This window comes from Actinoplanes sp. TBRC 11911, from assembly GCF_012933445.1.
GTDB lineage: Bacteria > Actinomycetota > Actinomycetes > Mycobacteriales > Micromonosporaceae > Actinoplanes.
The window spans coordinates 84509-108134 of sequence record NZ_JABBNC010000026.1 but is presented as its reverse complement, the minus strand read 5'-3'; the positions used below and the strand labels follow the sequence as shown (position 1 = coordinate 108134).

The 23626-nt window shown below is 70.0% G+C and carries 19 protein-coding genes; 7 read left to right on the top strand and 12 right to left on the bottom strand.

Features of this window, described 5'->3' with window-relative positions:
• Positions 1-387: 387 nt before the first annotated feature.
• A complete protein-coding gene (locus tag HH310_RS29485; protein WP_169178950.1) occupies positions 388-1713 on the bottom strand; it encodes a hypothetical protein in 1326 nt (441 codons plus the stop codon).
• A gap of 177 nt (positions 1714-1890) precedes the next feature.
• Here HH310_RS29485 and HH310_RS29480 point away from each other — a divergent pair, with 177 nt between their 5' ends.
• The 3 genes from HH310_RS29480 to HH310_RS29470 all read left to right on the top strand — a co-directional run bounded on the left by HH310_RS29480 (position 1891) and on the right by HH310_RS29470 (position 6298).
• Complete coding sequence (locus tag HH310_RS29480; protein WP_169178867.1) at positions 1891-2064, top strand: hypothetical protein; 174 nt, start codon at positions 1891-1893, stop codon at positions 2062-2064.
• 2465 nt (positions 2065-4529) lie between these two features.
• Positions 4530-5276 (top strand): SDR family oxidoreductase, encoded by a 747-nt coding sequence (locus tag HH310_RS29475; RefSeq protein ID WP_169178949.1) that lies wholly within the window; start codon positions 4530-4532, stop codon positions 5274-5276.
• Between the two features lie 14 nt (positions 5277-5290).
• Positions 5291-6298: an alcohol dehydrogenase catalytic domain-containing protein gene (locus HH310_RS29470; protein WP_169178948.1), complete on the top strand. Its 1008-nt coding sequence runs from the start codon at positions 5291-5293 to the stop codon at positions 6296-6298.
• A 46-nt stretch (positions 6299-6344) separates the two neighbouring features.
• On the opposite strand, the gene HH310_RS29465 is transcribed toward HH310_RS29470, so the two are convergent.
• From HH310_RS29465 to HH310_RS29445, 5 genes are all read right to left on the bottom strand, one after another.
• Positions 6345-7805 (bottom strand): aldehyde dehydrogenase family protein, encoded by a 1461-nt coding sequence (locus tag HH310_RS29465; RefSeq protein WP_169178947.1) that lies wholly within the window; start codon positions 7803-7805, stop codon positions 6345-6347.
• Between the two features lie 68 nt (positions 7806-7873).
• A complete protein-coding gene (locus HH310_RS29460; RefSeq protein ID WP_169178946.1) occupies positions 7874-8878 on the bottom strand; it encodes an alcohol dehydrogenase catalytic domain-containing protein in 1005 nt (334 codons plus the stop codon).
• A 14-nt stretch (positions 8879-8892) separates the two neighbouring features.
• Positions 8893-9639, bottom strand: a complete 747-nt coding sequence (locus HH310_RS29455; RefSeq protein WP_169178945.1) for an SDR family NAD(P)-dependent oxidoreductase — start codon at positions 9637-9639, stop codon at positions 8893-8895.
• Positions 9640-9759: 120 nt separating this feature from the next.
• Positions 9760-10956: a hypothetical protein gene (locus tag HH310_RS29450; protein WP_169178944.1), complete on the bottom strand. Its 1197-nt coding sequence runs from the start codon at positions 10954-10956 to the stop codon at positions 9760-9762.
• Positions 10957-11104: 148 nt separating this feature from the next.
• On the bottom strand, positions 11105-11995 hold the full coding sequence (locus HH310_RS29445) for a helix-turn-helix domain-containing protein (RefSeq protein WP_169178943.1): 891 nt from the start codon (positions 11993-11995) through the stop codon (positions 11105-11107).
• Positions 11996-12124: 129 nt separating this feature from the next.
• Between HH310_RS29445 and HH310_RS29440 the strand changes: the two genes are divergently transcribed.
• On the top strand, positions 12125-13753 hold the full coding sequence (locus HH310_RS29440) for a PAS domain-containing protein (RefSeq protein ID WP_169178942.1): 1629 nt from the start codon (positions 12125-12127) through the stop codon (positions 13751-13753).
• 467 nt (positions 13754-14220) lie between these two features.
• Here HH310_RS29440 and HH310_RS29435 read toward each other — a convergent pair whose 3' ends face one another.
• Positions 14221-14430, bottom strand: coding sequence for a hypothetical protein (locus tag HH310_RS29435; protein WP_169178941.1), 210 nt, complete (start codon positions 14428-14430; stop codon positions 14221-14223).
• 94 nt (positions 14431-14524) lie between these two features.
• Between HH310_RS29435 and HH310_RS29430 the strand changes: the two genes are divergently transcribed.
• On the top strand, positions 14525-16273 hold the full coding sequence (locus HH310_RS29430) for a hypothetical protein (protein WP_169178940.1): 1749 nt from the start codon (positions 14525-14527) through the stop codon (positions 16271-16273).
• Positions 16270-16590, top strand: coding sequence for a hypothetical protein (locus tag HH310_RS29425; RefSeq protein WP_169178939.1), 321 nt, complete (start codon positions 16270-16272; stop codon positions 16588-16590). The genes HH310_RS29430 and HH310_RS29425 overlap by 4 nt, the downstream gene beginning before the upstream one ends.
• Here the strand turns inward: HH310_RS29425 and HH310_RS29420 are convergent.
• From HH310_RS29420 to HH310_RS29410, 3 genes are all read right to left on the bottom strand, one after another.
• Entirely contained in the window at positions 16587-16799 is a 213-nt protein-coding gene (locus HH310_RS29420; RefSeq protein ID WP_169178938.1) for an FAD-dependent oxidoreductase, read from the bottom strand. The two genes, HH310_RS29425 and HH310_RS29420, sit on opposite strands and share 4 nt — an antisense overlap.
• Positions 16796-18439, bottom strand: coding sequence for a long-chain fatty acid--CoA ligase (locus tag HH310_RS29415; RefSeq protein ID WP_169178937.1), 1644 nt, complete (start codon positions 18437-18439; stop codon positions 16796-16798). Before HH310_RS29415 ends, HH310_RS29420 begins: the two co-directional genes overlap by 4 nt.
• Positions 18440-19321: 882 nt before the next feature.
• On the bottom strand, positions 19322-19573 hold the full coding sequence (locus HH310_RS29410; RefSeq protein ID WP_169178936.1) for a type B 50S ribosomal protein L31: 252 nt from the start codon (positions 19571-19573) through the stop codon (positions 19322-19324).
• Between the two features lie 162 nt (positions 19574-19735).
• Here HH310_RS29410 and HH310_RS29405 point away from each other — a divergent pair, with 162 nt between their 5' ends.
• The gene (locus HH310_RS29405; protein ID WP_169178935.1) at positions 19736-20518 is read left to right on the top strand and encodes a trans-aconitate 2-methyltransferase; all 783 of its coding nucleotides are present in this window, start codon (positions 19736-19738) and stop codon (positions 20516-20518) included.
• Positions 20519-20522: 4 nt separating this feature from the next.
• Here HH310_RS29405 and galT read toward each other — a convergent pair whose 3' ends face one another.
• A complete protein-coding gene (gene galT, locus HH310_RS29400; RefSeq protein WP_312034400.1) occupies positions 20523-21623 on the bottom strand; it encodes a galactose-1-phosphate uridylyltransferase in 1101 nt (366 codons plus the stop codon).
• 17 nt (positions 21624-21640) lie between these two features.
• Positions 21641-23617: a beta-galactosidase gene (locus HH310_RS45550; RefSeq protein WP_169178933.1), complete on the bottom strand. Its 1977-nt coding sequence runs from the start codon at positions 23615-23617 to the stop codon at positions 21641-21643.
• Between the last annotated feature and the right edge of the window lie 9 nt (positions 23618-23626).

Below are 23626 nucleotides of genomic sequence, written 5' to 3'. Positions count from 1 at the left end.
GTGGATACGGCTCTCGCATTGTGGGCGTGCTGCCACGATGTGGACGCCAGTCCCGTACGGCGGACAACGATCCCACATTATGGTCTGCGGCCGCTGTGGCGCGGCTGACGCCGCGAGCTCGGCGATGCGCGGCAGTGTCCCCTCGCGGGCTGCCGCGACGCGATACTGCCCGCCGGGCTTCGAAACGAGCGGGGCTGCTGCCATCGGTGGAGCCGACACGATCGCAGCCAGCGGTGCTGGAACCACATCGCGCATGACGTCCCGCACACGGTGGACAAAGGAGAGCGGCCCGCCTGGCGAGCTGATCATTTCATTCAGGTGGATGCGAGTGGCGGCCACGACGGTCGGCGAGCGCGTCGACCGGCTGCCACTCGTACGCGTGCCGCGCTACCCGGGCGCATCAGGCGCCGCGGCGTCGATGCGGGCGAGGAGCGCGCGGACCTCGGCCACGTCCTCCGCCGTCGACTGGTCGTCGGTCCGGTCCAGGAGCTCCGCGTGATGGTCCACGCAGTCGCGCAGCAGCTGCCCGAGCGCCGGATCGCCGCCCGCGTCCGGCAACAGCACGTCGATCATCCGGATGTTCTGTGCGGCGAGGTCCACCGACAGCGGCAACGCCGTCGCGCGGTCCGGATCGTCGTCGAGTGCGTGGCAGAGCGCCAGGACGAGTCCGGCCCAGGTCGCCGCCTCGCGTTCGCCGAGGGGCGCGGCCATCGCCCCGGCCGCGAACAGATAGTGCGCCTCCAAGCCGATCCGCAACCCTTCGGCGGGCAGGCGGGGCAGCAACTCGACCGCCACGCCGGCCAGCTTGCCGGCATCGATCGCGGCCAGCCCGGGGTCGCTGCGCCCGGACGGGGTGACGATCGTGAAGGGCGGTGCGGTGTACGTCTCCGGCAGGTCGGTGGGGACCCGATCGGCGACCCGCAGCGCCTCCGCCACCGTGTGGACCGGCGGCAAGGCCTGGATCCGTGCCCAGTCGTCCTGCGCCGCACTGGCCGCGGCGGCGTCCGCGTCGCGCGCTCCGGCGAGGCAGTGGGCTGCCTGCGGCCGATGTTCGACGTCACCGGTCGCCAGCAAATGCATGCCCATCGTCGCCTGGGCGGTCGCCAGCCGTCGCCGGTCGTCCGCGGAGCCGCTGCCGGCCGCGGTCTCCCCGAACGCCTTGACCGCGATCTCGTCGGCCTCCACCGCGTTCGCCAGGTGGCCGGTCCTGGCCAGGACCCCCGATGCGCTCTTCGCCAGATTTGCCATCTGGGGAACGTTCCAGCCGCGGCTGCCGTGCTGCCCGAGATAGAGCCGGAAACCGAGGTCGGCGGCCGCCGCCGCGAGCTGCGGATCGCCGTACCACATCAGCACTTCGGCGTTGACCACCAGCGCCGGTGCGGTGGCGAGCGCCAACTGCTCCTGGTTGACCTGCCGCCGGCTCGCCCGCGACAGCTGCAGGTATCCGCTCACCGCCCGGTCGAGGTGCAGCACCGCGGAGGCTCCCCACCCCTGCGTGTCCCGCAGGATGCCCTCCTGCACCGCGATGTCCGCCCGCAGCACGAGCACGTCGACCGCGCGCCGCCCGTCGATCGCCGCGAGTTGTTCCGCGCCTTCCAGCGCCTCCCGGTATCGCGCCAGCGCCTCGACGGTGCGGTCCTGCGCCCGCAACGCCCCGGCCAGGTCGGCCAGCGCCACGTACTGCCGCCGCAACGCCCGCGTGGCCCTGCTCATCGCACCCCCCGATCACCATCGACCATTATGAATCACAGGATTGGCCGTACGCGACGCACAACCGCCAGGAGACCTTCGCCAGCCGACCCTTCTCAGAGAACGCCCAGGTCACGCACAGGGTGGACTCGACAGCGCCGGTTACCGTGAGAAGCCGGTCCGACACGCAGGGAGGCACTGGTGAGCGGCTCGATCAAGCGTCTCCTGATGGAGATGATCGCGCGGAAGCTGCACGGTGGACGGCGGGGACACCCCGGCCGGTACGGCTTCCGCGGCCATTATCGGCACCACGGCCACTACCGGTACCACGGCCACTACGGACACCACGGTCACTACCGCCGGCGCCCCTGGTGAGGCCAGCCGGCAGGTGACGTGCTCACATCCCCCCGTGAGCACGTCACCTGTGAACGTTTCCGCGGCCACCGGCCGCTCGCGCACTCGGCCGGGCTTCGCGGGAACGGCGTTCGCGGCCACCCCCACTTGACCGAGTCCGCTGACGCAGTGCGCCAGAGCATGCCGCCCGTCAACCGACGCTCGCCGCCCGCGGTTTGAGCACCGCCCCGACGTGAGCGCCCAGCACACCCCGATTTGCGTGCCCTGCAGGCTGCGGTTTGGGCGCCGGGGTGGCGCGTCCATGCCGGCTGCGGTTTGGGATGCCGGGTGTGGCGCGTCCCCACGAGCCGCGGTCAGGACCCGGCGCGCCCACAAGCAGACACAAGTTGAGCATTCGCTAAGCGCGAACGCCCCGCACACCTGAACGAGGGCGCGGTGGCCGTCGCCTCGCCTAGCGCCGCCGCCGTCCAGCCGTCGCCTCGCCTAGCGAGCTTTCGGGATCAGTGCGTTCTGACCACTCCGCGCACAGCGTTCGAAGTCTGAGCTGACAGGCGGCACCCCCATGGGTGGGCTGCGAGTCCGCGATGTGAGATCGGTGTCCACCGTGGAGGAGCCCTGGCCGCCCTGGACCAACTCCACCTGACCGCCCGGTCCGCGCCGTTCCCACTATATGGACATCACCGCCGCATCCCGGGATTGTCGAAGATCGTGGAGACTTACGCCCATATTCGAGCCATAACTCTCCAAGGTCTACATTCTGCCGGGACAAGCGCAGGGACAAAAGCCGCAATGGGGGGCGAAGCTCCGTCCAAAGTGGATGGAAATCCCACTCGGTGGACGCGGATTCAGCATGTAGACAACGGTCCCGCACAGCGGACGGCTCTCCCAGATAGTGGAACTGTTCAGCTGTTTCTCGCGCCGCTCACCCTCCGATGAGTTGACCTTGCGCGGCGGACCTGCGCGGGCCGTTGCTGTGGGGAGCCGGGACCTTCCGGTCGTGGCGGTTGCCCACACCTGGGTGGGGGTGGCTGCGGTGTGGGCAACCGCATCCTCCTCGGCGTCGCGACTGCCCACACCTGGATGGGGGTGGCTGCGGTGTGGGCAACCGCCACCTCCTCGGCGTCGCGACTGCCCACACCTGGATGGGGGTGGCTGCGGTGTGGGCAACCGCCACCTCCTCGGCGTCGCGGCTCCCCACGCCTGGGTGGGGCGGCCACTGTGGGGAGCTGGGACCTGCCCGGGCCTGGCGGCGTCGCCTCGCACGGGGGCTCCCGGCCGACGGAACCAGCTGAACAGTTACGCGCACAGCGGACGGCTCTCCCAGATAGTGGAACTGTTCAGCTGTTTCTCGCGCCGCTCACCCTCCGATGAGTTGGCCATGCGCGGCGGACCTGCGCGGACCGTCGCTGTGGGGAGCTGGGACCTTTCGGTCGTGGTGGGTGCCCACACCGGGGTGGGGGTGGCTGCGGTGGGGGTAACCGCAACCTTCTCGGTGTCGCGGCTGTCCACGCGGGGGTGGGGGTGGCTGCGGTGTGGGTAACCGCAACCTTCCCGGTGTCGCGGCTGCCCACACGGGGGTGGGGGTGGCTGCGGTGTGGGCAACCGCAACCTCGTCGGCGTCGCGGCTCCCCACGCCCGGGTGGGGCGGCCACTGTGGGGAGCTGGGACCTGCCCGGGCCTGGCGGCGTCGCCTCGCACGGGGGCTCCCGGCCGACGGAGCCAGCTGAACAGTTACGGATAGTGGAAGCAGCGGAGTGCGGTCCGCGACCGCGCACGCCCACCGCGGCCCAATTCTCGCCGGAAATGTCCGACCTGCGTAGGTGGCGATGCCCGAAGGTGCTACCGCCGAAAGGGAGCCGAAAGGGATCCGAGCGAACGGGCCCCGCCACCGTGGCACTCAACGCGGCGGCCCGCGGTTGCGAAAGCGCACCAGACCTTCTAGTACAAAGGGTGTCTAGCGCCGCCTCCGTCCACCTGTCGCCTGGCCTAGCGCCGCCGCCGTCCAGCTGTCGCCAGAGTGGGCAGGGGAGCAGCGGCCGCGCGAGGAACGCCGGGTGCGGACGCCTAGCGCCCCAGCCGTCCAGCCTGCGGTCGCGCCGCATCCCGCGCGACCCGTTCTGCCGGGCCCGCCCGCCCCTTTTCGAACAAACTGGTCGGCCGGGGCGGCGGCCGGCTCGGAAACGATTCTCGCGAGCCGGATGCCGGCCCGGCGGCCTCAACCGCTGATCAACAACGCCGCCCGGCCCGGGTCAGCGTCGTAAGACCCGTGAGTGACGTCACGCCTACGCCGCGCGGGCTTCGTGAATTCCGGCCCGCCGGCTGCGTATGCCGCACATGGACGCGGGTCGAAACGCCCCTCAATTCACCGACGGCGAATGTCGGGGGCGAGCGCGGTCCGGCCGCTACCAGCGACCAGGGATCTGCGACCGGCGACCGGCATCAAGTGTCCATTCCTGCAGGAAACGCCGGCTCGGGTAAGGAGAACAATGACGCTGAAAGGGAAGGTCGCCCTTGTTACCGGATCCTCCGAGGGTCTCGGCAGAGCGGTTCTGGAAGGGCTCGCCGGGCAAGGCGCGGACGTCGTCGTCAATTATCACCGTGACGCGACCGACGCGGACGAGGTGAGCAAGGCGGTCGAGGCGCTCGGTGTCCGGGCCATCACCGTGCAGGCCGACGCCACCTCCGCGGAGGGCATCAAGAGCCTGTTCGACGCCGCCATCAACGAGTTCGGGCACGTCGACATCGTGGTGGCCAACGCCGGCATCGAGATCGTCAACGTCAACGTGGCGGACACCACCGACGAGCAGTTCGACCGGCTCAACCAGATCAACACCCGGGGTTCCTTCCTCGTGCTGCGCGAGGCGGCCCGCCGGATCAGCGACAACGGCCGGATCATCACGATCTCGTCGAACACCACGACCGTGCCACAGGTGGGCGTCGGGGCGTACGGGGGCAGCAAGATCGCCACGAACTACCTGGTGCGGGTGCTCGCGCTCGAGCTCGCACCGCGCGGGATCACGGTCAACACGGTCGTTCCCGGACCGATCGACGGCGCCGGAATCTTCACCGACCCGAAGGTCAACGTCGAATACCGGGCGGATCTCGTCAAGCAGATTCCGATCGGCCGGCTCGGCACCACTTCGGACGTGGCCGGAGTGACGAACTTTATCGCCGGCGAGGCGGCCGGCCTGATCACCGGACAGCAGATCGTCGCCGACGGCGGAATGCACTGAGGAGAGGAACGAAAATGGCAGGAACAATGCGCGCTTGGCAGGCTCAGGAAGCCGGTAAGCCGTTCGTACTCACCGAGCTGCCGATCCCGGAGCCGAAGCCCAACCAGGTGCGGATCAAAGTGCACGCGTGCGGCGTCTGTGCGGGCGAAGCCATTCCCCGCAACGCGCTGTTCGGCGTCGAACTTCCGCGTGTACCCGGCCACGAGATCACCGGTGTCATCGACAAGGTCGGCGACGAGGCGAAGATCTGGCAGGTCGGCGACCGCGTCGGGTCGGGCTGGTCCGGTGGCGTCGACTTCACCTGTGAGTACTGCCGGCGCGGCGACTTCACCAACTGCGAGAGCCGCACCATCGTCGGCGCGTCGTACGACGGCGGGTACGCCGAATACACCGTCGTACCGTGGGACGCGGTCGCCCGCCTGCCCGAGGAGCTCGACTTCGCCGAGGCCGCGCCGCTGATGTGTGCCGGCGTCACCGCGTTCAACGGGCTTCGTCATTCGATCGCCGGCCCCGGCGATCTGGTCGCGGTCAACGGCGTCGGCGGCGTCGGCCACCTCGCGGTGCTGTTCTCCGCCGCGATGGGCTTCCGTACCGTCGCGATGAACCGAGGCAACGCCAAGGAAGAACTGGCGAAGCAGCTCGGGGCTCACGACTACATCGACACCACCGCGACGGACGCCGCGGACCGGCTGCTCGAGATGGGCGGCGCGGCGGTCATCTACGACACCACCTCGCGCGGCACCGTGCAGTCCGAGGTGTTCCGCGGCCTGAAGCACAACGGGCAGCTCATCGTCGTCGAGGGCGAGGACCCGTTGCAGGTCAACGGCCACGACATCTCGTGGTTCCGCAACGAGATCAAGGGCTGGTACAGCGGTGTCGCCCAGGACAGCGAGGACGCGCTGAACTTCGCGGTGCTCATGGGTATCCGCCCGGTCATCGAGAAGCACACGTTCGAGGAGGCCGAGCAGGCGTACGAGAACATCAACAAGGCCCACATGCGGTCGGTCATCGTCGTCGCCTGAGAATGGGGTGACATGCCCGCCCGGCAACGAGAGGGCATGTCACCGGTCAGGACAGCAGGGTCACCCAGCGAGTGTCGGTGAAGAACCCGACACCCCATTCGCTGCCGAAGTGGCCGTAGCCGCTGTCCTTGACTCCGCCGACCGGCGCCTCCGGATCGTCGGCCACCGTGACGGTGTTGATGTGCACCGAACCGTGCTGCAGCTGCCGCGCTATTTCCAGACCGCGGGCGCCGTTGCGGGTGTACACCGCGCTGGACAGGCCGTATTCGGTGTCGTTGGCCAAGGCGACGGCCTCGTCCGCGGAGCCGACGGTGTAGAGCACGGCGACCGGTCCGAAGATCTCCTCGTGGTGGATCCGCATGTCCGGCGTGACACCGGTGAGAACCGTCGCGGGATGGAACGCGCCGTCGGCCGGCCCGCCTCCGAACAGGACCTGGGCGCCCTTGGCCACGGCGTCGGAGACCAGGTCGGCGACGCGGGCGGCGGCCCGGGCATTGATCAACGGTCCGACGACGGTGTCCGGCGAGGAAAGATCACCCTGCGGGAAGGAGCGGACGTGGTCGAGGAATTTCGCGGTGAACTCGGCCGCCACCGAGTCGTCGACGATGATCCGGTCCACCGACAGGCAGATCTGCCCGGCGTTGAAGAATCGGGCGAAGGCGCTCTGCTCGGCCGCCTTGTCCACGTCGGCGTCGTCGAGCACGAGGATCGGGTTCTTGCCACCGAGCTCCAGGATGACGGGTTTGAGGTATTGCCCGGCGAGCCGGCCGACGATCCGGCCGACAGTGGTCGAGCCGGTGAAGTTGACGCGGCGGGTCGCGGGGTGGGCGATCAGGGCTTCGATGATCTCCGGCGCGTCGGCTCGGTCGTTGGTGACGACGTTGACCACGCCGTCCGGGATGCCGGCGTCCTTGAGCACCTGAGCGAGGAACAGCCCGGAGGTGATCGGGGCGTCCTCGCTCGGCCGGATGACCACGGTGTTGCCGACGGCCAGGGCCACCGTGATCGCCCGGGCGCAGAGGATCATCGGACCGTTCCAGGGGACGATCGACACGACCACGCCGGCCGGCGACCGCACGGCCATCGACCATTGGCCCGGAACGTCGGTGGCGAGCAGCTTGCCGGTCGGTTCGGCGGCCATGGTGGCCAGGTGGCGGATCTGTTTCACGCCCAGCTCGATGTTGAACCGGGCCCAGCGGTCGGTGCCCGCGGTCTCGTTCCGCATGATCTCGGCGAACTCGTCCGTTCGCTGCTGCAGCAGGTCGGCCGCGCGTTCGAGCAGATCGCGGCGCTTCGAGGGCGCGGTGGCCGCCCAGCCCGGGAACGCGGCGCTGGCGGCGGTGATCGCCGCGTCGACGTCGGTCGTGGCCGCGGCGGGCACGGTCACGTAGACATCACCGGTGGCGGGGTTGCGGTCCTCGGTGGTGCGCCCGGAGACGGCGGGCTGTTCGGTGCCGTTGATGAGCAGGCCCCGGGCGGTGGGACCGGCGATGGTGGAAGAGGTCATGCGCTTTCCTTTCGAGCGCAGGCCGGGCCCGCCGCGCGGCGAGCCCGGCACATCATCGGTATCGATGCTCAGGGAATGAGAACCGAGCGCAGGTTGGCGTTGTGCAGATTCGTGAACGCCTGCTCGGCGTCCTTGAGCGGGTGCGTCTCGATGATCGGGCGGACGTCGCGCAGCAGCGCGAACCGCAGCGTGTCCTCGCTGTCCGCGGCGACCCCGCTGTACCAGCCGGAGATGCTCAGCCGCGGGAAGGCGAGGTCGTGGCCGTCGACCGGGATCGGGTCCAGGCCCTCGGTCACGATCAGCTGCCCGCTCGGCTTGACGCCCTTGACCAGGGCACCCTGCAGCGAGCCGCGGGAGACGGTGTCCATGATGACCTCCGCGCCGCCCATGTCGCGCAGGACCTCGCCGGCGTCGTGCGCGCTGCTGTCGATGTACTCGTCGGCGCCGAGCTTGCGGGCCAGTTCCTCCTTGGCGGTGCCACGGTTGATGGCGACCGTACGGAAGCCCATCTTGCTCGCGAACTGGATGGCCAGGTGGCCGACGCCGCCGACGCCGTTGATCGCCACCAGGTCGCCCGGGCGGGCCAGTGAGTGGCGCAGCCCGTTGAACGAGGTGACGCCCGCGCACATCAGCGGCGCGGCCTCGGCGAAGTCCAGCTCCTCGGGCAGGCGGGCGACCGCGTCCCACGGCGCGACCATGTATTCGGCGTAGCCGCCGTCGTACGAGCTGCCGACGATCGTGCGGTTCACGCAGTTGGTGAAGTCGCCGCGACGGCAGAACTCGCACGTGAAGTCGACGCCGCCGGACCAGCCGACACCGACGCGGTCGCCGACGTTCCACATCGTCACGGCGTCACCGACCGCGTCCACGACGCCGGTGATCTCGTGCCCGGGTACCCGCGGCAGTTCGGTGCCGAACAGTCCGTTGCGGGGGATGGCCTCGCCACCGCAGACCCCGCACGCGTGCACCTTGATGCGTACCTGGTTGGCCGCCGGGTCCGGAATCGGCAGCTCGACGACCACGAACGGCTCGCCGACCTTCTGCGCCTGGACGGCCTGCATTGTCCCTGTCATGTTCTCTTCTCTCCTCAGTGCATTCCGCCGTCGGCGACCAGTTGCTGACCGGTGATCAGCCCGGCGTCGTCGCTCGCGAGGAAGCCCGTCACGCCCGCCACGTCCTGGACCGTGCCCATCCGGCCCAGCGGGATCGTCGCGATCAGGCTCTGGCGGTACTCCACGTTGACCTTGGGGTCGGTGAAGATCCCGGCGCCGTCGATCGGGCCCGGGATCACCGTGTTGACGGTGATGCCGCGCGGCCCCAGCTCCAGCGCCAGCACCCGCACCAGATAGTTCGTGGCGATCTTGCTGCCCCCGTACGCCCCGACGCCGACCTGTGGCACGGTCGTGGTGTTCGACGAGATCGTGATGATGCGGCCGTTGTCGCTGATCCGGCGGGCGGCCTCCCGAAGGACGTAGAAGGAGCCCTTCGTGTTGATCCGGATGAGCCGCTCGTAGTCGTCGTCGGTGAAGTCGGCGACGTTGATGTTGACGATCTCGATGCCGGCGTTGGCCACCACAATGTCGATCTTGCCGAACTCGTTCATGGCGGCGTCGAACAGCGACTTGATCCCGTCCGGCGCGGACGCGTCGGCCTGCACGGAGAGGGCGCGGACCCCTTCGGCCCGGACGGCCTTCTCGACCGCTTCGGCACCGGCGGCGTCGCTGTGGTAGTTGATCACGACGTCCGCGCCCTGCGACGCGAACTTCTCCAGGATCGCGCGGCCCAGACCTTCCGAGGATCCGGTGACCAGCGCGACCTTACCTTTGAGCGTCATTTTTCCCCCAATAGTGTGAAATGACGAATGTAGGGTTGGGTGAGGAACGAAAAGCGATTCCGGGGACGTGATCGGTGGGCGGGCCCCGGAGGGAGCCCGGCAGCAGGGCACGCCGTACGGTCATGACCTCGTTCCGTGGTCCGGAACGCTGAGCTCGGCAGCCAGATGATCATCCCGGCCGGGATCCAGGGCGGCGGGCTCCGGAGTGCTCGATGCGGGCTGGGCGATCACCGGCCAGCGGCTCCACACCGCGGCGTGCAGGAGCACCACCATGCCGACCCAGTTCAGCGAGGCCAGGGTGATCCAGCCGGTCATGCTGACCCGGCCGAGATGCAGCCCGGACCCGACGGCGGCCAGCACCCCGTACAGGGCCGCCGCCAGCGCCGCCGTGATGGCCAGCATCACGATGTCGCCGGTGACGCCCCCGATCCGGGTCCCCGGCCAGCCGTCGAACAGCACCGCCATGACCAGCCCGGCGCCGACCACCACGCCACCGATCGCGCCGATCACGCTGTTCTCGACGCCCAGGCCGCGCATCAGCGCGTACGTGATCTCGGTCAGCACCACGATGGCCACGTTCGCCGTGATCAGCCGCGCCGCCCGATTCCTGATCAGCGTGAACGGCCGGCCCGGCAGCACGGCGAACAGCACCACCTGCCAGGCACCCAGGATGATCAACCACATCCCGTACGTCTGCAGCGAGACGTCACCGATCGGTCCCGGCGAGACGACGAGAGCCCACGCGGCCAGAGCGACCACCCAGGCGATCCCGAACGCGATCAGGCCGGCCCAGACCCGTGACAGACGCCGCCGCCCGCGGAGCGGCCAGCCCTCGGTGACGAAGGTGAGCTGCAGCATCGCGGACAGCGCGGTCCCGGCCAGCGCCATCGTCACCGGGTAGGTGACCGCGTGGCCCGGCCCCGGGGTGGCGAGGAAGACGCCACGCAGATCCCAGCCGTTGACGACGACCTGCGTGAAACCGGTGAGCACCACCGCGGCGGCGGCGATCAGCAGCGTGTCGGTCAGGCCGGACCAGCCGGCCCGCAAGCTGGTTCCCGGCCAGTCCTCCCACCACAGCACGATCGTGGCGATCGCGGGCGTCGCGGCGGTGGTGATGGGTCCGAGCACCAGTGTCGTGCGCTCGGGGCCGCCCAGCACGACCGCGAAGAGCACGCCGAACGGGATGACATAGGCCAGCCCCGCCAGGCCCAGCCACGGCTGGCCGGACGGCTGAGCACGCCGTGCCCGATGCCGGGACAGATGTGACGTACCCAGGTACGCCGGTCCCCGCGACGGTGTCCGATCCGCCGAGGTCACGCCAGGGCCACGGTTAGCGTTTGCATAGTTGGTCACGTTAGGCACCGACCCCTCTACCCGCTTACATCGTCTTGCGCTGAAGCCGGAGAGTTCTTGCCCTTAGCTACGTCAAATGACGGTAAAGCCGACCGGCTACGGCTCTAGTCGTTCAGGAACCGGCGTGGCTGAGCCGGTATTGGGTGGGCGACATCCCGGTGTGCCGGCGGATCGCCGCGGACAGGTGCGCCGAACTGCTGAAACCGCACAGGTACGCGATGTCCGTGATGGACGTCACGCCGCGTTCCAGGCTGCGGCAGGCGGCCTCGATGCGTAGCCGGGTCAGGTATTTGCGTGGCGGCTCGCCCATCGCCGCCCGGAACAGACGCACGAAATGGAACGGGCTGACCCCGGCGGCCCCGGCCATGTCGGCCAGCGCGACCGGCCCGGCAAGGTTCTCGTGCATGAAGTCGACGGCTCGCCGCAGCCGGGGGTCGTCCGGACCGGCCCCTCGCACGACATCCCGCTCGTGGTGCTGCGACATCAGGTGCACGGCGAGGAACAGGGCTGCCGACTCGGCATAGAGGTCGTCGGCGCCCCGGGCCGCGGCGCCGGCCATGGCCAGCATGGTGGTCTCGACTACCCGGTCGTCGGCGCCCAGCGTGTCGGGCAGGTCCTCGGGCGAGATCTGCCGCCCGCCCATCTGTGCGGCCGCGTCGACCAAGGTGCGGCCCGGTAGGTAGAGATGCAGCGTCTCCTTCTCCTCGGACGAGAAGGTGCGCCAGCGCAGCGCCACGCGGCGGCCGGGGGCGGTCATGCCGAGCTTGCCCGGCGCGTAGTCGCTGCGGTGCCAGCGGCCGCCGTCGCCGCGCGCCTCCACGGCCGCCCGCCCCTTGGTCATCAGCACGATCGTCTGCGCGCCGATCGGCGGCAGCTCGAAGTCGTCGACGACGCGATCGTTGACGACCCGGCAAAGTGTCGCCGAGCGCCACCCCGCCTGCCGAGTGCTGTCGGAGATCACTCGGATGTGCGGGCCGGGCAGGAATGTCGCGATCTCCGTCATGCCGCAACGCTAAGAGCGAACCGGACCGCCGGACCGGCGCTGCGTCCGAGGTCACAGCGGGCCACGCTCGCATCGCCCGCTTCCTACATCGACATGGACACATGGCAACGCTGCTGGTACTAGTGGGGCGTGCTGCGGGCCGTCGAATGGATCGTTCTGGGGATCGGGAGCGCGACCGCCATCGTCTACGGCGTCCGCCGGCACCGGCCCGCCCGGGCCGGACCGTGGCTGCTCCTCGCCGGGGCCATCGTGGCGAGCGCCGCCGGCGACGTGCTGACCGCGCTGGACCGGCCCGGCGCGGCCGACATCTGCTTCTACGTCATGATCGTGCTGATCGCCTGGAGTCTGCTGCAGCTGACCCGCATCGGTGCGATCCTCGTCGACCGGGCACGCCTCATCGACCTGCTCGCGTTCGCGTGCTCGACGCTGCTGGTGGTCTGGGTGCTGGTCGCCGGCGACGCGGGCACCATCTCCGGGGCGTACGTGATCGGCGCCCTGCTGCTGCTCGCGGTGGTCGCCCGAGTGCTGGTCGTCGTCGGCCGCAACGTCTCGGCCGTGCTACTGGTCATCGGTGCGGTGGGGGTCCTGGTCAGCGACATCGTGCAGCCACTGTGGCCGGGCCGGGCGAGCGAGTCCGGCTTCGTGGTGCTCTACCTGGCGTGGGGTGCCGCCGCGCTGCACCCGTCGATGGTCCGGCTCACCGAGCCCGCGGCGCCGCGTCCGCGCCCGTGGCTGGGGCGCTGGGCGGCGCTACTGGGCATCTCGGTCGCCACCCCGCCGGTCGTCCTGCTGATCGAGGCGGTGCACGGCACGGTCGGCGACGGCGTGGTGATCGCCGTGGCGGGTGGGATCACCCTTCTGCTGACCATCACGCGGCTGACCGACTCGGTGACGCTCAACGGCCAGGCCCTGCGGCGCGAGCGCAGCTTGCGGCAGGCGAGCGCGGCCCTGGTCGCCGCCGTCGAGACACCGGCCGTGGACAAGGCCGTCCGGGCCGCGATCGCCCAGCTCATGCCGCCGGAGGCGATCCGCGGCACGGTCTTCGCCGTCGACGACCGCCAGCTCACGCTGCAGGCGCCGCCTAGGCCCGAGGCCGTCCTGCCGCACCGCAGCTGGTGGATCGAGGACGCGGACGACGACTACGCCACGCTGGTCTGTCCGCTCTGGCTGGAACCGCTCGCCGTCGCCCGGCCCAGTGGCGGGGCCCTGATCCTCGAGGGGCGGCGGGACATTCTCACCGCCACTCGCGACACCCTCGAGGTGCTGGCCGGTCAGGCGGCGCTCGCGCTGGATCGCATCTCCTTGATGGAGGCGGTCGGCCGCCGCGACAGTGACCTCTATCTGCGTGCGGTGATCCGGAACAGCGCGGACGTCATGGTGGTGATCGAGGAGGACCATCGCGTCCGCTACGCCAGCCCGTCGCTGCGTGAGCTGCTCGGCGCCGACGACCTTCCGCCGCTGGCCACCCTCGACGACCTGGTGCATCCGGACGACCGCGACGAGCTGCGCCAGGCCCTGCAGAGCTCCGGCGACGGTGTGCTGTTCTGCTCGCTGCTGCGGGCCGACGGCAGCCCGGTGCCGGTCGAAGCCACGTACCGCGACCTGCGCGCGGATCGCCTGGTCCAAGGTTTCGTGGTGACCATGCGGGATTTTCCCCGGGGCCGTGAGCCGGCCGAGCAGCCGCCGGAACGCGACAAGCTGGACGAGCCGCCGGCCCGGGTGAACCGGCGCAGCGCTCGGCACAAGTTCCGCTACTAATCAGACGAGTAAGTCCTAACCGTGGTGGTAGGCGAGTGACCTGGTCGCGGTGTGGCCGCTGACGCGGTGGTGCCAGAGCTGAGGCGCTGTGGCGATGCGTTCGCGGCCGGGCGTCCCGCTATGTGGACACCGCGGTCACATGATGGATTTTTGTGAACCTTGGAGAGTTGCGCCCACATACGAGCCATAACTCTCCAAGGTTCACATTCGGCCGGAAAAACTGCCGGGCGAAAGCCTCATTACGTGACAGATATACTCTCTACAATGGACGCCGGTCTCACATCGCGGACGGTGGGTCCATGATGTGGGTGCGGGTCTCAGCAGGCGGTCGCCTGTCTCACGGAATGGAAGCGCCGCGCGGCCGCGCGCCGGGCCCCCCGTCCGGCGGCCCGGCCGATCCGATAAATCTCGGGAATGTCGGATATGCGCGGGGCTGGCGGACGGACGGCGATCAGATCGCTGATCGCCTACGGCCACTGACTCGGCCTAGGACTGCTGACCCAGGACATCTCGGCGAGCGCCGCGGGGCTCATGTTCCCGGCCGTCAACGGCGAGCCGCCGCCCACGGCCAGCACGTATTCGTCGGTCCACAGGTCGGCCGCGGGGAAGCCGGCCAGAATGCCGCGAGGCATGGTCAGCGCGTCGACGGCGCGTTGGGTCGCGTCGACGTCCTGCATGGCCGTGTCGCTGGGCGGGACCACCTCGAGGGCGGTGGCGCGTCCCCCGTCCAGGGGCTGTCATCCTGATTACGCGCGACGGTAGCTTCCCGGCATGGGTTATCCGCACCAACGTGGACCCGATGAGCCGCTGCTGCGCATGCCGTTGTACGCACCGGGAACCAGGCTGAACGACACCACCCGGCAGCTGTGCGGGGCGCCCTATCTGGACGCCGGTTTCGCCAACGCGGTGATCCGCGAGGTCGTCGAGTCGGAACGCAAGGCGGTACCGCCCTCGTACGACTTCGATCTGGACCCGGTCGTCCGGCACTGCCTGCGTGCCCGCCGTCTGCTGCTGGCCCGGTACGCCATCGTCACCGGGCTGCTGCTCGTCGGGCTCTGTCTCAGCGGATCCCTGACGCTCGTGTGGCTGGGTCTGTGCGCCGTGGTGGTGGGGGTGCGCTCGTCAGCGGTGCGACAGATGCCGCGATCGGTGCGGCTGGCGGGCCTGGCGGTGATCGCCGTCCTCGCGATGTGCCTCGCGGGCTATTTTCTGTTCCAGTTCCTGCTCGCCGGCGTGGTCGGGTCGATGGGGCTGTCCGGCACGTCGAGCCCGTTCGGGGACAGCGGCGGCGTGTCGACCCCGGACCTCGGTGGCGCGTTCGCCGGTGGGATGCTGGTCCTCTCGCTGCTCGCCCCGATCGGGCTGGCGATCGCGATGTTCCTGGCGTTGTTCCTGTCGCGGCGGCAGGCGTACGGCATCCTCACCACCGAGCTGGCTCCCGGGGTCGTACCGTCGGTGCCGCACACCGGCAACTCCCGCATCGAATGGCGGCTCGGCGTGGTCGCGGCGATGCAGCGGGGCAACATCTGTGTGCAGGACGTCGACCCGTTCGCCGGCGCCGGCTGGGTCGAGCACAGCTGGTCGCTGGCCACGCCGTTGCGCTCCAAGAACGGGGACGGCCGGGTGCCCATCGACAGCGCCTCACTGAACCGGCGCGTGCACGATGCGGTCCTCGGGTTGCGCGACCCGCGGCTGCGCGACGGCGAACGCATCCCCAACATCTACGTCGTGCCGTACCTGGTGGCGGACGGGAACCGGCGCGGCGACGATCCGCTGATCGACCCGCAGACCAGGACACCGCGCACCATGGCCTCGCCCGAGACGATCGACGCGATCATGGACAATCCGCAGGGCGGGCTGCGGCACTACCTCCGGGCGGTGGTTCCGGCCAGCGGCAAGGAGATCCGCACGTCCGACGGCAGGCTCGTGCTTCCCGCTCAGGACTCCGGGATCGGCGTGACGGCGTTCGTTCACCTGGCCGTCGAGGGTGGCATGCTCTACACCGAGTTCGTGTGCACGGTGATGCCGCAGGTCCGTCGGCGCTACCACCTCGTCGACAACCTGCGCCCGGAACGCATCCCGGCGCAGGCGGCGGCGCACACGCTGAGGGCTTTCCTGCACGACAACATCCTCGGGCCGGCGCATCTGGTCCGGCTCGGATGGGACACCGTCCGGCTGTCCGGCCGGATGACTCGCTCGGCTCGGTTGGCCGACGAGTTCCGCTACTACGACTACGGCGCCCGTTTCAGCGTCCGCGAGCTGGCGGCGCAGCGTCCGACGGTGAAGTTCATGCAGGTCCTGGACTCCGGTAAGTACATGAAGCTCCTCGACCGCGCCGTCACCGAGGCCGTCCTCGACCACCTCGACGAGCGCGGCGTCGACACGTCGGAACTGCGCAACGCCGTCGCGTCGGTGTCCATCGACAACGCCACCTTCATCGGGGGCCAGCAGAACTTCGGGGGCAAGAACACGAACGTGCAGAACAACCTCGGCACCCCTCCGAAGACGGGCGCACGATGAATTTCGGCGACATGAGCTTCCACGGCGGCATCCAGAACTTCGGCGGCCAGAACACCAACACCCAGAACAACTACGCCGCGCCCGGGGACCAGGTTCGCGGCCTGCTGACCGCGATCCGTGACGAACACCCCGACCCCTCGTACGCGGACCGGGAGATCGCCGCGATTCGGGGCGAGATAGCGGACGGCACGCCGGAGGCCCGGGGCCATGTCCAGAGCCGGTTGCGTCAACTCGCCGCCAGCGCCGGCAGCACCCGGACGGTGGTCGAGGCGGCGGCCGCTATCGGCGCGATCGTCGCCGGCCACTGGCCGCTCTAGATCGTGGTGAGGGCAAGCAGGCGGAGTGCGATCAGCAAAAGTCCGCGGCATTCAGGGTGCTGGTGCGGCGGCGGTATTCGGCGGCCGTGCCGGGCCACGCCGATCCGGTCCGCCTTCTCCAGCAGCAGCACGTCGTCGAAGCCGGCCTCGAGGAGCGCCGCCGCGGCCGCGACCCCGCCGAAGCCGGCGCCGATGATGGCGACCTTCATCGGTACAGCGCCTCGATCCGGTCGGCGTAGCGGGCGAGCACCGCCCGGCGCCGGACCTTCATGGTCGGGGTGACCAGATCGCCGCCCGGCGGCCACGGCTCGGTGAGCACGTCGAACGCGCGGACCTGCTCCGGCCGCGACAGGGTGGCGTTGGCCGCCTCGACGCCCTTGCCGATCGACGCGGCGATCGTCTCGTCGTCCATGCCGCGGACCATCTCCGGGTCCAGGACGATCAGCGCGGTTAGGTGCGGGCGGGCGTCACCGACCACGACGGCCTGACCGATCAGCGGGCAATGCGTCTTCAGCGCGAGCTCCACCGCGGCCGGTGCGATGTTCTTGCCGCCGGTCGTGATGAGCAGGTCCTTCTTCCGGTCGATGAGGTGCAGGTAGCCGTCCTCGTCGCGGGTGGCGATGTCCCCGGTGTGCAGCCAGCCGTCCGGGTCGATCGCGGCGGCGGTCTCGTCCGGCTGATCCTTGTAGCCGCGGGTCACCGTCGGGCCGCGGACCAGCAGCTCACCGTCGTCGAGCAGGCGGGCCTCGACCGCCGGAATGGGCAGGCCGATCGTGCCGGAGCGGACCGTGCCCGGTGGCACCATCGTGCCCACGCCGGACAGCTCGGACATGCCCCAGGCCTCGATGAGCGGCACCCCGATCGCGTTGATGAACTCGACGACCTCCGGCGGCGTGGGGGCGGCCGCGGTGACGGCGACGCGGACCTGGTCGAGGCCGAGCTTGGCCCGCAGCGGGGCGAGGACGCGGTGCTCGGCGGCCCGGTGCAGCATGGCCAGTTCGTCGCCGGCCGCCCGGGTGTGCTGGTGGCGCAGGCCGATCTCGACGGCCTGGGCGACGGCCGCGCGCTGGGTGGGGTCGCTCAGGTTCCGGATGCTGGTGACGATGCGCTGCCACACCTCGGGCACCGCGCCGAACAGCGTCGGCCGCACCTCGACCAGGGCGGCGGCCAGGTCGCGGATGTCCGGCAGGCAGGTGACCTCGGTGCCGGCCCAGAGGTGGAGGTAGTGCGAGTTCAGGCGGTCGGCGATGTGCGCGGCGGGCAGGAACGAGACGAGACGGTCGCCGGCCCGGACGCCGAACATCGGGGCGGTCGCGGCGACCATGGCGACCATGTTGGCGTGGGTGATCTCGACACCCTTGGGACGGCCCGTGGTGCCGGACGTGTAGACGAGCGTGAGCAGGTCGTCGGGCCGGACCGTGGTGGCGGCGCTCGCGAGGTCGAAGCCCGGGCGTTCCCAGGCGGGGAGGTCGTCGACCAGCAGGATCGTGTTCACGCTGCCGCGCAGGGCCGGGGCGAGGCGCTGCTCGGTGATGGCGACGCGGGCTCCGGAGGCGCCCATCAGGAAGCGGAGCTGCTCCGGCGACGACGTGTTGTAGCAGGAGAAGGGGACCGCGCGCAGGTGCTGCACGGCGGTGTCGGCGAAGTGGAACTCGGGCCGGTTGCTCAGCAGCAGGGCGACGGTGTCACCTTTCTCGACACCGGCGGCGGCCAGGCCACCGGCGATCGCGGCGGCACGGGCGGCGTAGTCGGCCCAGGTGTGGGAGGTGGTGCCGCGGAGGGCGATCGCGTCCGGGCGCTGCGCGACGGTCCGGTGGAACGCTTCGCACATTGTGGAGGGTTCGTTCATGGCGTGCCTCCGGGGACGGGTAGGGCGAAACGTAGCAGGCTGTTGGCGGGGCGCCAATAGGGCTGGTGGGGGCTGTCTGTCAGGCGGTTTCGAGGATGAGCCGGGCGCAGGTTTCCGGGGCGTCGGCGAAGGGGAGGTGGCCGCAACCGGGCAGGGGCGGTGGCGTTGTGGCCGAACAACGGCGAACCGGACCCGCGGCCGTCCTTGGGCTCGCCCTACCCGGGTATAATTCGCGCCGGCCACGCATGATCGTGGGCTACGGGTGAGCTGCCCGCCACGTATGACTCGGCCGGCCGTGCATGATGCATCGTCGGCCGCGGGTGTTTCGCCGGTGACCTCGGTTTCGCGGGCGAATCACACGCGGCGACGAGCTGTTCGCGGGCGGCAGCAGAAGAAGGACATGCTCCCGAAGCCCCGATGTGACAACACGCCAGTCAGACGCGAAGCCGGAACGCCGTTTCGGGGGCACGAAGGCTCGTCGGGCGTCCGCACCCCGCCATTTTCGAGACCTTGGAGAGTTGGGGCTCGTATGTGGGCGTAACTCTCCAAGGTCTCGAAATCAGGCGGAAAATGGCGGTGGCAAAAGGTGCGATACGGGTAAATCAACCGTCCTCTTCGGACGATCGTCCACGATGCGGGTGCCCTGTGACCGAATAGTGAGACAACACGGCCGACGTCGAAGGGTATGGCCGCGGTGGTGGGCGAAGTGCGGGCAGCCCGTTCGCTTCACAGTCGGACGATGCAGACTAAATCCTGCTTTATGCCGAAATAATCGGACGAATTAGGCAAGCCGTGCGAGCGGTCTTACAGCCGCGAAACGCCCAGTAACGGAGACGCGAAACGCCGGCCGGGCAGCACGCCCGGCCGGCGTTTCGGTGGCTCTTAGCGCTGGAACTTCGCGTACTTCTGGCGGAACTTCTCGACACGGCCCGCGGAGTCGATCAGCCGCTGGCGACCGGTCCAGAACGGGTGGCTGGCGGCCGAGATCTGCACGTCGATCACCGGGTACTCGTTGCCGTCCTCCCAGGTGACCGTTTTGTCGCTGGTCGCGGTCGAGCGCGTCAGAAAGGCGTAGTCGGCGTTGCGGTCGCGGTACACGACGTAGCCGTACTGCGGGTGGATTCCCTGCTTCATGGTCTGGTTCCTTCCCTCGCGCGCGATGTCGTCGCGCACCCTGCAAAACCAGCTACGACCTCGGGAAATTTCATTCTGAAAGGAGGCCCACGTCACTCCGGGAGAAGGAAGAACCGGATAACTCGGTGGCGCCTCTCGCCCACCTCGGCGACGATGCACGCCGTGCAGAACGTTTTCGGCGGCGCCGCCGACAATTACGACGCCGCCCGCCCCGGGTATCACGAGGGCCTGGTGGGCGAGGTGCTGCGGTACGCCGGTCCGGGTCATCGCACGGCCGTCGAGGTCGGCGCGGGCACCGGCAAGGCCACCGTGCTGTTCGCCGCGGCGGGTGTCGAGATGACCTGCGTGGAACCCGACCCGAAGATGGCTCAGCTGCTGCGCGCCAACGCCCCCGAGGTAAGCGTCGAGGTGTGTGCGTTCGAGGACTGGTCACCCGGGGACCGGCCCCGGGACATGCTGCTCGCCGCCACGTCGTGGCATTGGACGGACCCGGTACGCCGGTGGGACCTCGCCGCCGCGGCGCTGAACCCGGACGGGATCGTGGCGATCTTCTGGAATCCGGTCGGCGTCATCGATCCGGCCCTGCACGCCGACCTGGCCCGGGTCAATCCGCGCGACACGGATCTGGCGTCCGGCTTCGGGGTGCGGGCGGGTGACTGGGACGAGGCGTACGGGATGTGGCCGGAGGCCGAACTGGAGAAGGATCCGCGCTTCGGTGACGTGACCACGGTCCGGTTCCGTGAGGAGATCTCGTACGCGACCGCCGACTATCTCAAGCTGCTGGACTCGACGTCGACCTACCGCCTGCTCGACCCGGCCGAGCGGGAGAAGGCGCTGGCCGCGGTGGGCGACATCGTGGACCGGCACGGCGGCGTCATCCACCTGGCCCTGTTCACCGACGTGTGCCTGGCGCGGAAAGCCCGGCCCACGTTCGGGCCGGGCTAGCCGCTCAGGCCACTTCGCGCAGACGCGCGGCCACCTGCTCGGGCGTCGTGTCGTTGACCCACGACGCCATCGCCGACTCGACGCCGGCCAGGTACTTCAGCTTGCCGGGCGCCCGCAGGATCGAGAACACCTGCAGGTGCAGGCGGAACAGGTCACGGTCGCGGGTCACCGGCGCCTGGAAGACCCCGGAGATGTACGGCAGCGTGTCCACTCCGGGGTAGTAGCGGTCCAGCCGGCCGAGCACGTCGAGGTAGACGACGGCCAGGTCGTCGCGTTCCTCGTCGGTCAGGGCGGGCAGGTCCGCGACGTCCCGGTTCGGCGCCAGGTGCACCTCGACCGGCCACCGGGCGGCCGCGGGCACGTACGCGGTCCAGTGCGCGGACGACGCCACCACCCGGGTTCCGGCCTTGCGTTCCGCGTCGAGGACGTCGCGGAACAGGTTCCGGCCGGTCTCGCGGGTGTGCGCGGCGGCGCGGGCGAGCATCGTGGTCATCTTCGGCGGCACGAACGGGAACGCGTAGATCTGCCCGTGCGGATGCGGCAGCGTCACCCCGATCTCGCGGCCGCGGTTCTCGAAGATGAACACGTGCTCCACGGTCGGCACCTCGGACAGCGCCGTGGTGCGGTCGGCCCAGGCGTCGATCACCGTACGGGCGCGGGACGCCGACAACGAGCCGAACGAACCCTGTGCCTCGGAGGAGAAGACCACCACTTCGGTACGCCCGGACGCGGGCCGCACCGGCCACAGCGGATCGCCGTCGATCGCCGAGGCCGGTTCGGTGGCGCGCGGCGAGAACGACGGGAACCGGTTTTCGAAGACCACCACGTCGTAGTCGGACTCGGCGATCTCGGTCGGGAAACCGCCCGGCACGGTCGGGGAGAGGGGGTCCTGGTCGGCGGCCGGCAGGAAGGTGCGGTCGTTGCGGGCCGCGGCCACCGCGATCCACTCGCCGGTCAGCGGATCGAAGCGCATCTGCGGTGTCGGCTGCTCGTCGGCGGGCGGCAGCGGCCGCGTGTCCACCGCCTCGCGGGCCGGGTACGGCGGGGTGTCGTCGAAGTAGATGATCTCGCGGCCGTCCGCCATCCGGCGGGATGTCTTGCGCACACGGCCAGTCTGCACGGTCATCGAGTGATCACCACCACGCCCCGGCCGGGAAGGTCGGTGACCGGTCCGCCGAGGGCGCCGATGTCGACCGGGCCGTCACCCCGGTTGATCACGAACTGGTGGTCGCCGCGGACGGTCAGCTCGACCCGGCCGCGCAGGTCGCCGGGCAACTCGCTGAGCACCCCGGCGCGGTCCAGCAGCGCGTCCAGCACCGGCAGGATGCCGGCCGGACCCAGACGCGTCGAGACGTACGCGGCGGAACCCGAACCCACCACCCGGCGGGTCACGGCCGGTTTGCCCGCGGTTTCCCCGGTCTTGTACGTGGCGAGCACCTCGACCGCCGAGTCCACCACCTCCACGGGTTCGGTCCACACGGTCCCGCTCGTCCCGTTGTCGAGTTCCGCGACCTCGCCGTCGAGCAGCGGCACGAACTCCTCGACCCGGATGCCGAGCAGCTCGCGGAACGCGCCCGGGTAGCCGCCGAGCCACACGTGGTCGTGCTCGTCGACGATTCCGGAGAAGTACGTGGTGATCAGGTGACCGCCGTTCGCCACGTAGTCGCCGAACCGGATCGCGGTGGTGGCCGGCACGACGTGCAGCATCGGGGCGATCACCGCGGCGTACCGGGAAAGGTCTGTCTCGAGCGGGACCACGTCGGCGCGGATGCCGAGGTCGAGAAGCGCGGTGTACCAGTCGAGCGCCTCCTGCTTGTAGCGCAGCCGCTCGCTGGGGTGCGAGTCCTGCTCGACCGCCCACCAGGACGCCCAGTCGAAGACGATCGCGACCGGCGCGGTGGTGCGCGGCGAGCCGGCCACGTCCGCGAGGTCACGCAGCGTGGCGCCGAGCGCCGTCACCGACCGGAACAACGCGCTGTCGGTGCCGGCGTGCGGCAGCATCCCCGAGTGGTACTTCTCCGCACCGGCCTTCGACTGCCGCCACTGGAAGTAGCAGACCGCGTCGGCACCGTGCGCCACGTGGGTGAGCGCGTCGCGGGCCATCTCCCCGGGCTTCTTCGCCACGTTGATCGGCTGCCAGTTGACCGCGCTGGTCGAGTGTTCCATCAGGAACCAGGGGCGGCCGCCGGCCAGGTTGCCGGTCAGGTTCGCGGAGAACGACAGCTCGTCGAAGTCCTGCGGGCCGGGCAGCCGGTAGTGGTCGTTGGCGACGAAGTCGACCTCGTGCGCCCAGTCGGCGTAGTCCATGCCCTTGGTCTCGCCCATGACCATGAAGTTCGTGGTGACCGGGACGTCCGGGGTCAGCGACCGCAGCACCTCCTTCTCGGCGCGCAGGTAGTCCTTGAGCGCGTCCGAGGAGAACCGCTTGAAGTCGAGCTGCTGGCTGGGGTTGGGGTGGGTGGCGGCCAGCCGCGGCGGCAGGATCTGGTCGAAGTCCGCGTACCGCTGCGACCAGAACGCTGTGCCCCAGGCGTCGTTGAGCGCCTCGATGGTGTGGTAGCGGGCGCGCAGCCAGCCCCGGAACGCGCGCGCCGCGTCGTCCGAGTAGTCGTAGATGTTGTGGCAGCCCAGCTCGTTCGACACGTGCCAGGCGCTGAGCGCGGGGTGCGCGGCGTACCGGGTCGCCATGGCGTGGACGAGGCGCAGAGCGTGCGTACGGAAGACCGGGGAGGTGGGCCGCCAGTGCTGGCGGCCGCCCGGCCAGATGGTGCGGCCCTCGCGGTCGACCGGCAGGATCTCCGGGTGGGCGGTGCTCAGCCAGGGCGGCGGCGAGGCGGTCGCGGTGGCCAGGTCGACCAGGATGCCGTTGGCGTGCAACAGGTCCATCGCCTCGTCGAGCCAGCCGAAGTCGTACTCACCCTCGGCGGGTTCGAGGCGGGCCCAGGAGAAGATCGCGAGCGAGACGACGGTGACGCCGGCTTCGCGCATCGCGCGCACGTCGTCGTCCCAGACGTCGCGGGGCCACTGCTCGGGGTTGTAGTCGGCGCCGAACTCGAGGCGGGCCTCGCCGTCCCGGCGGAGCCAACGGGGGGATGTCACACGTTCTCC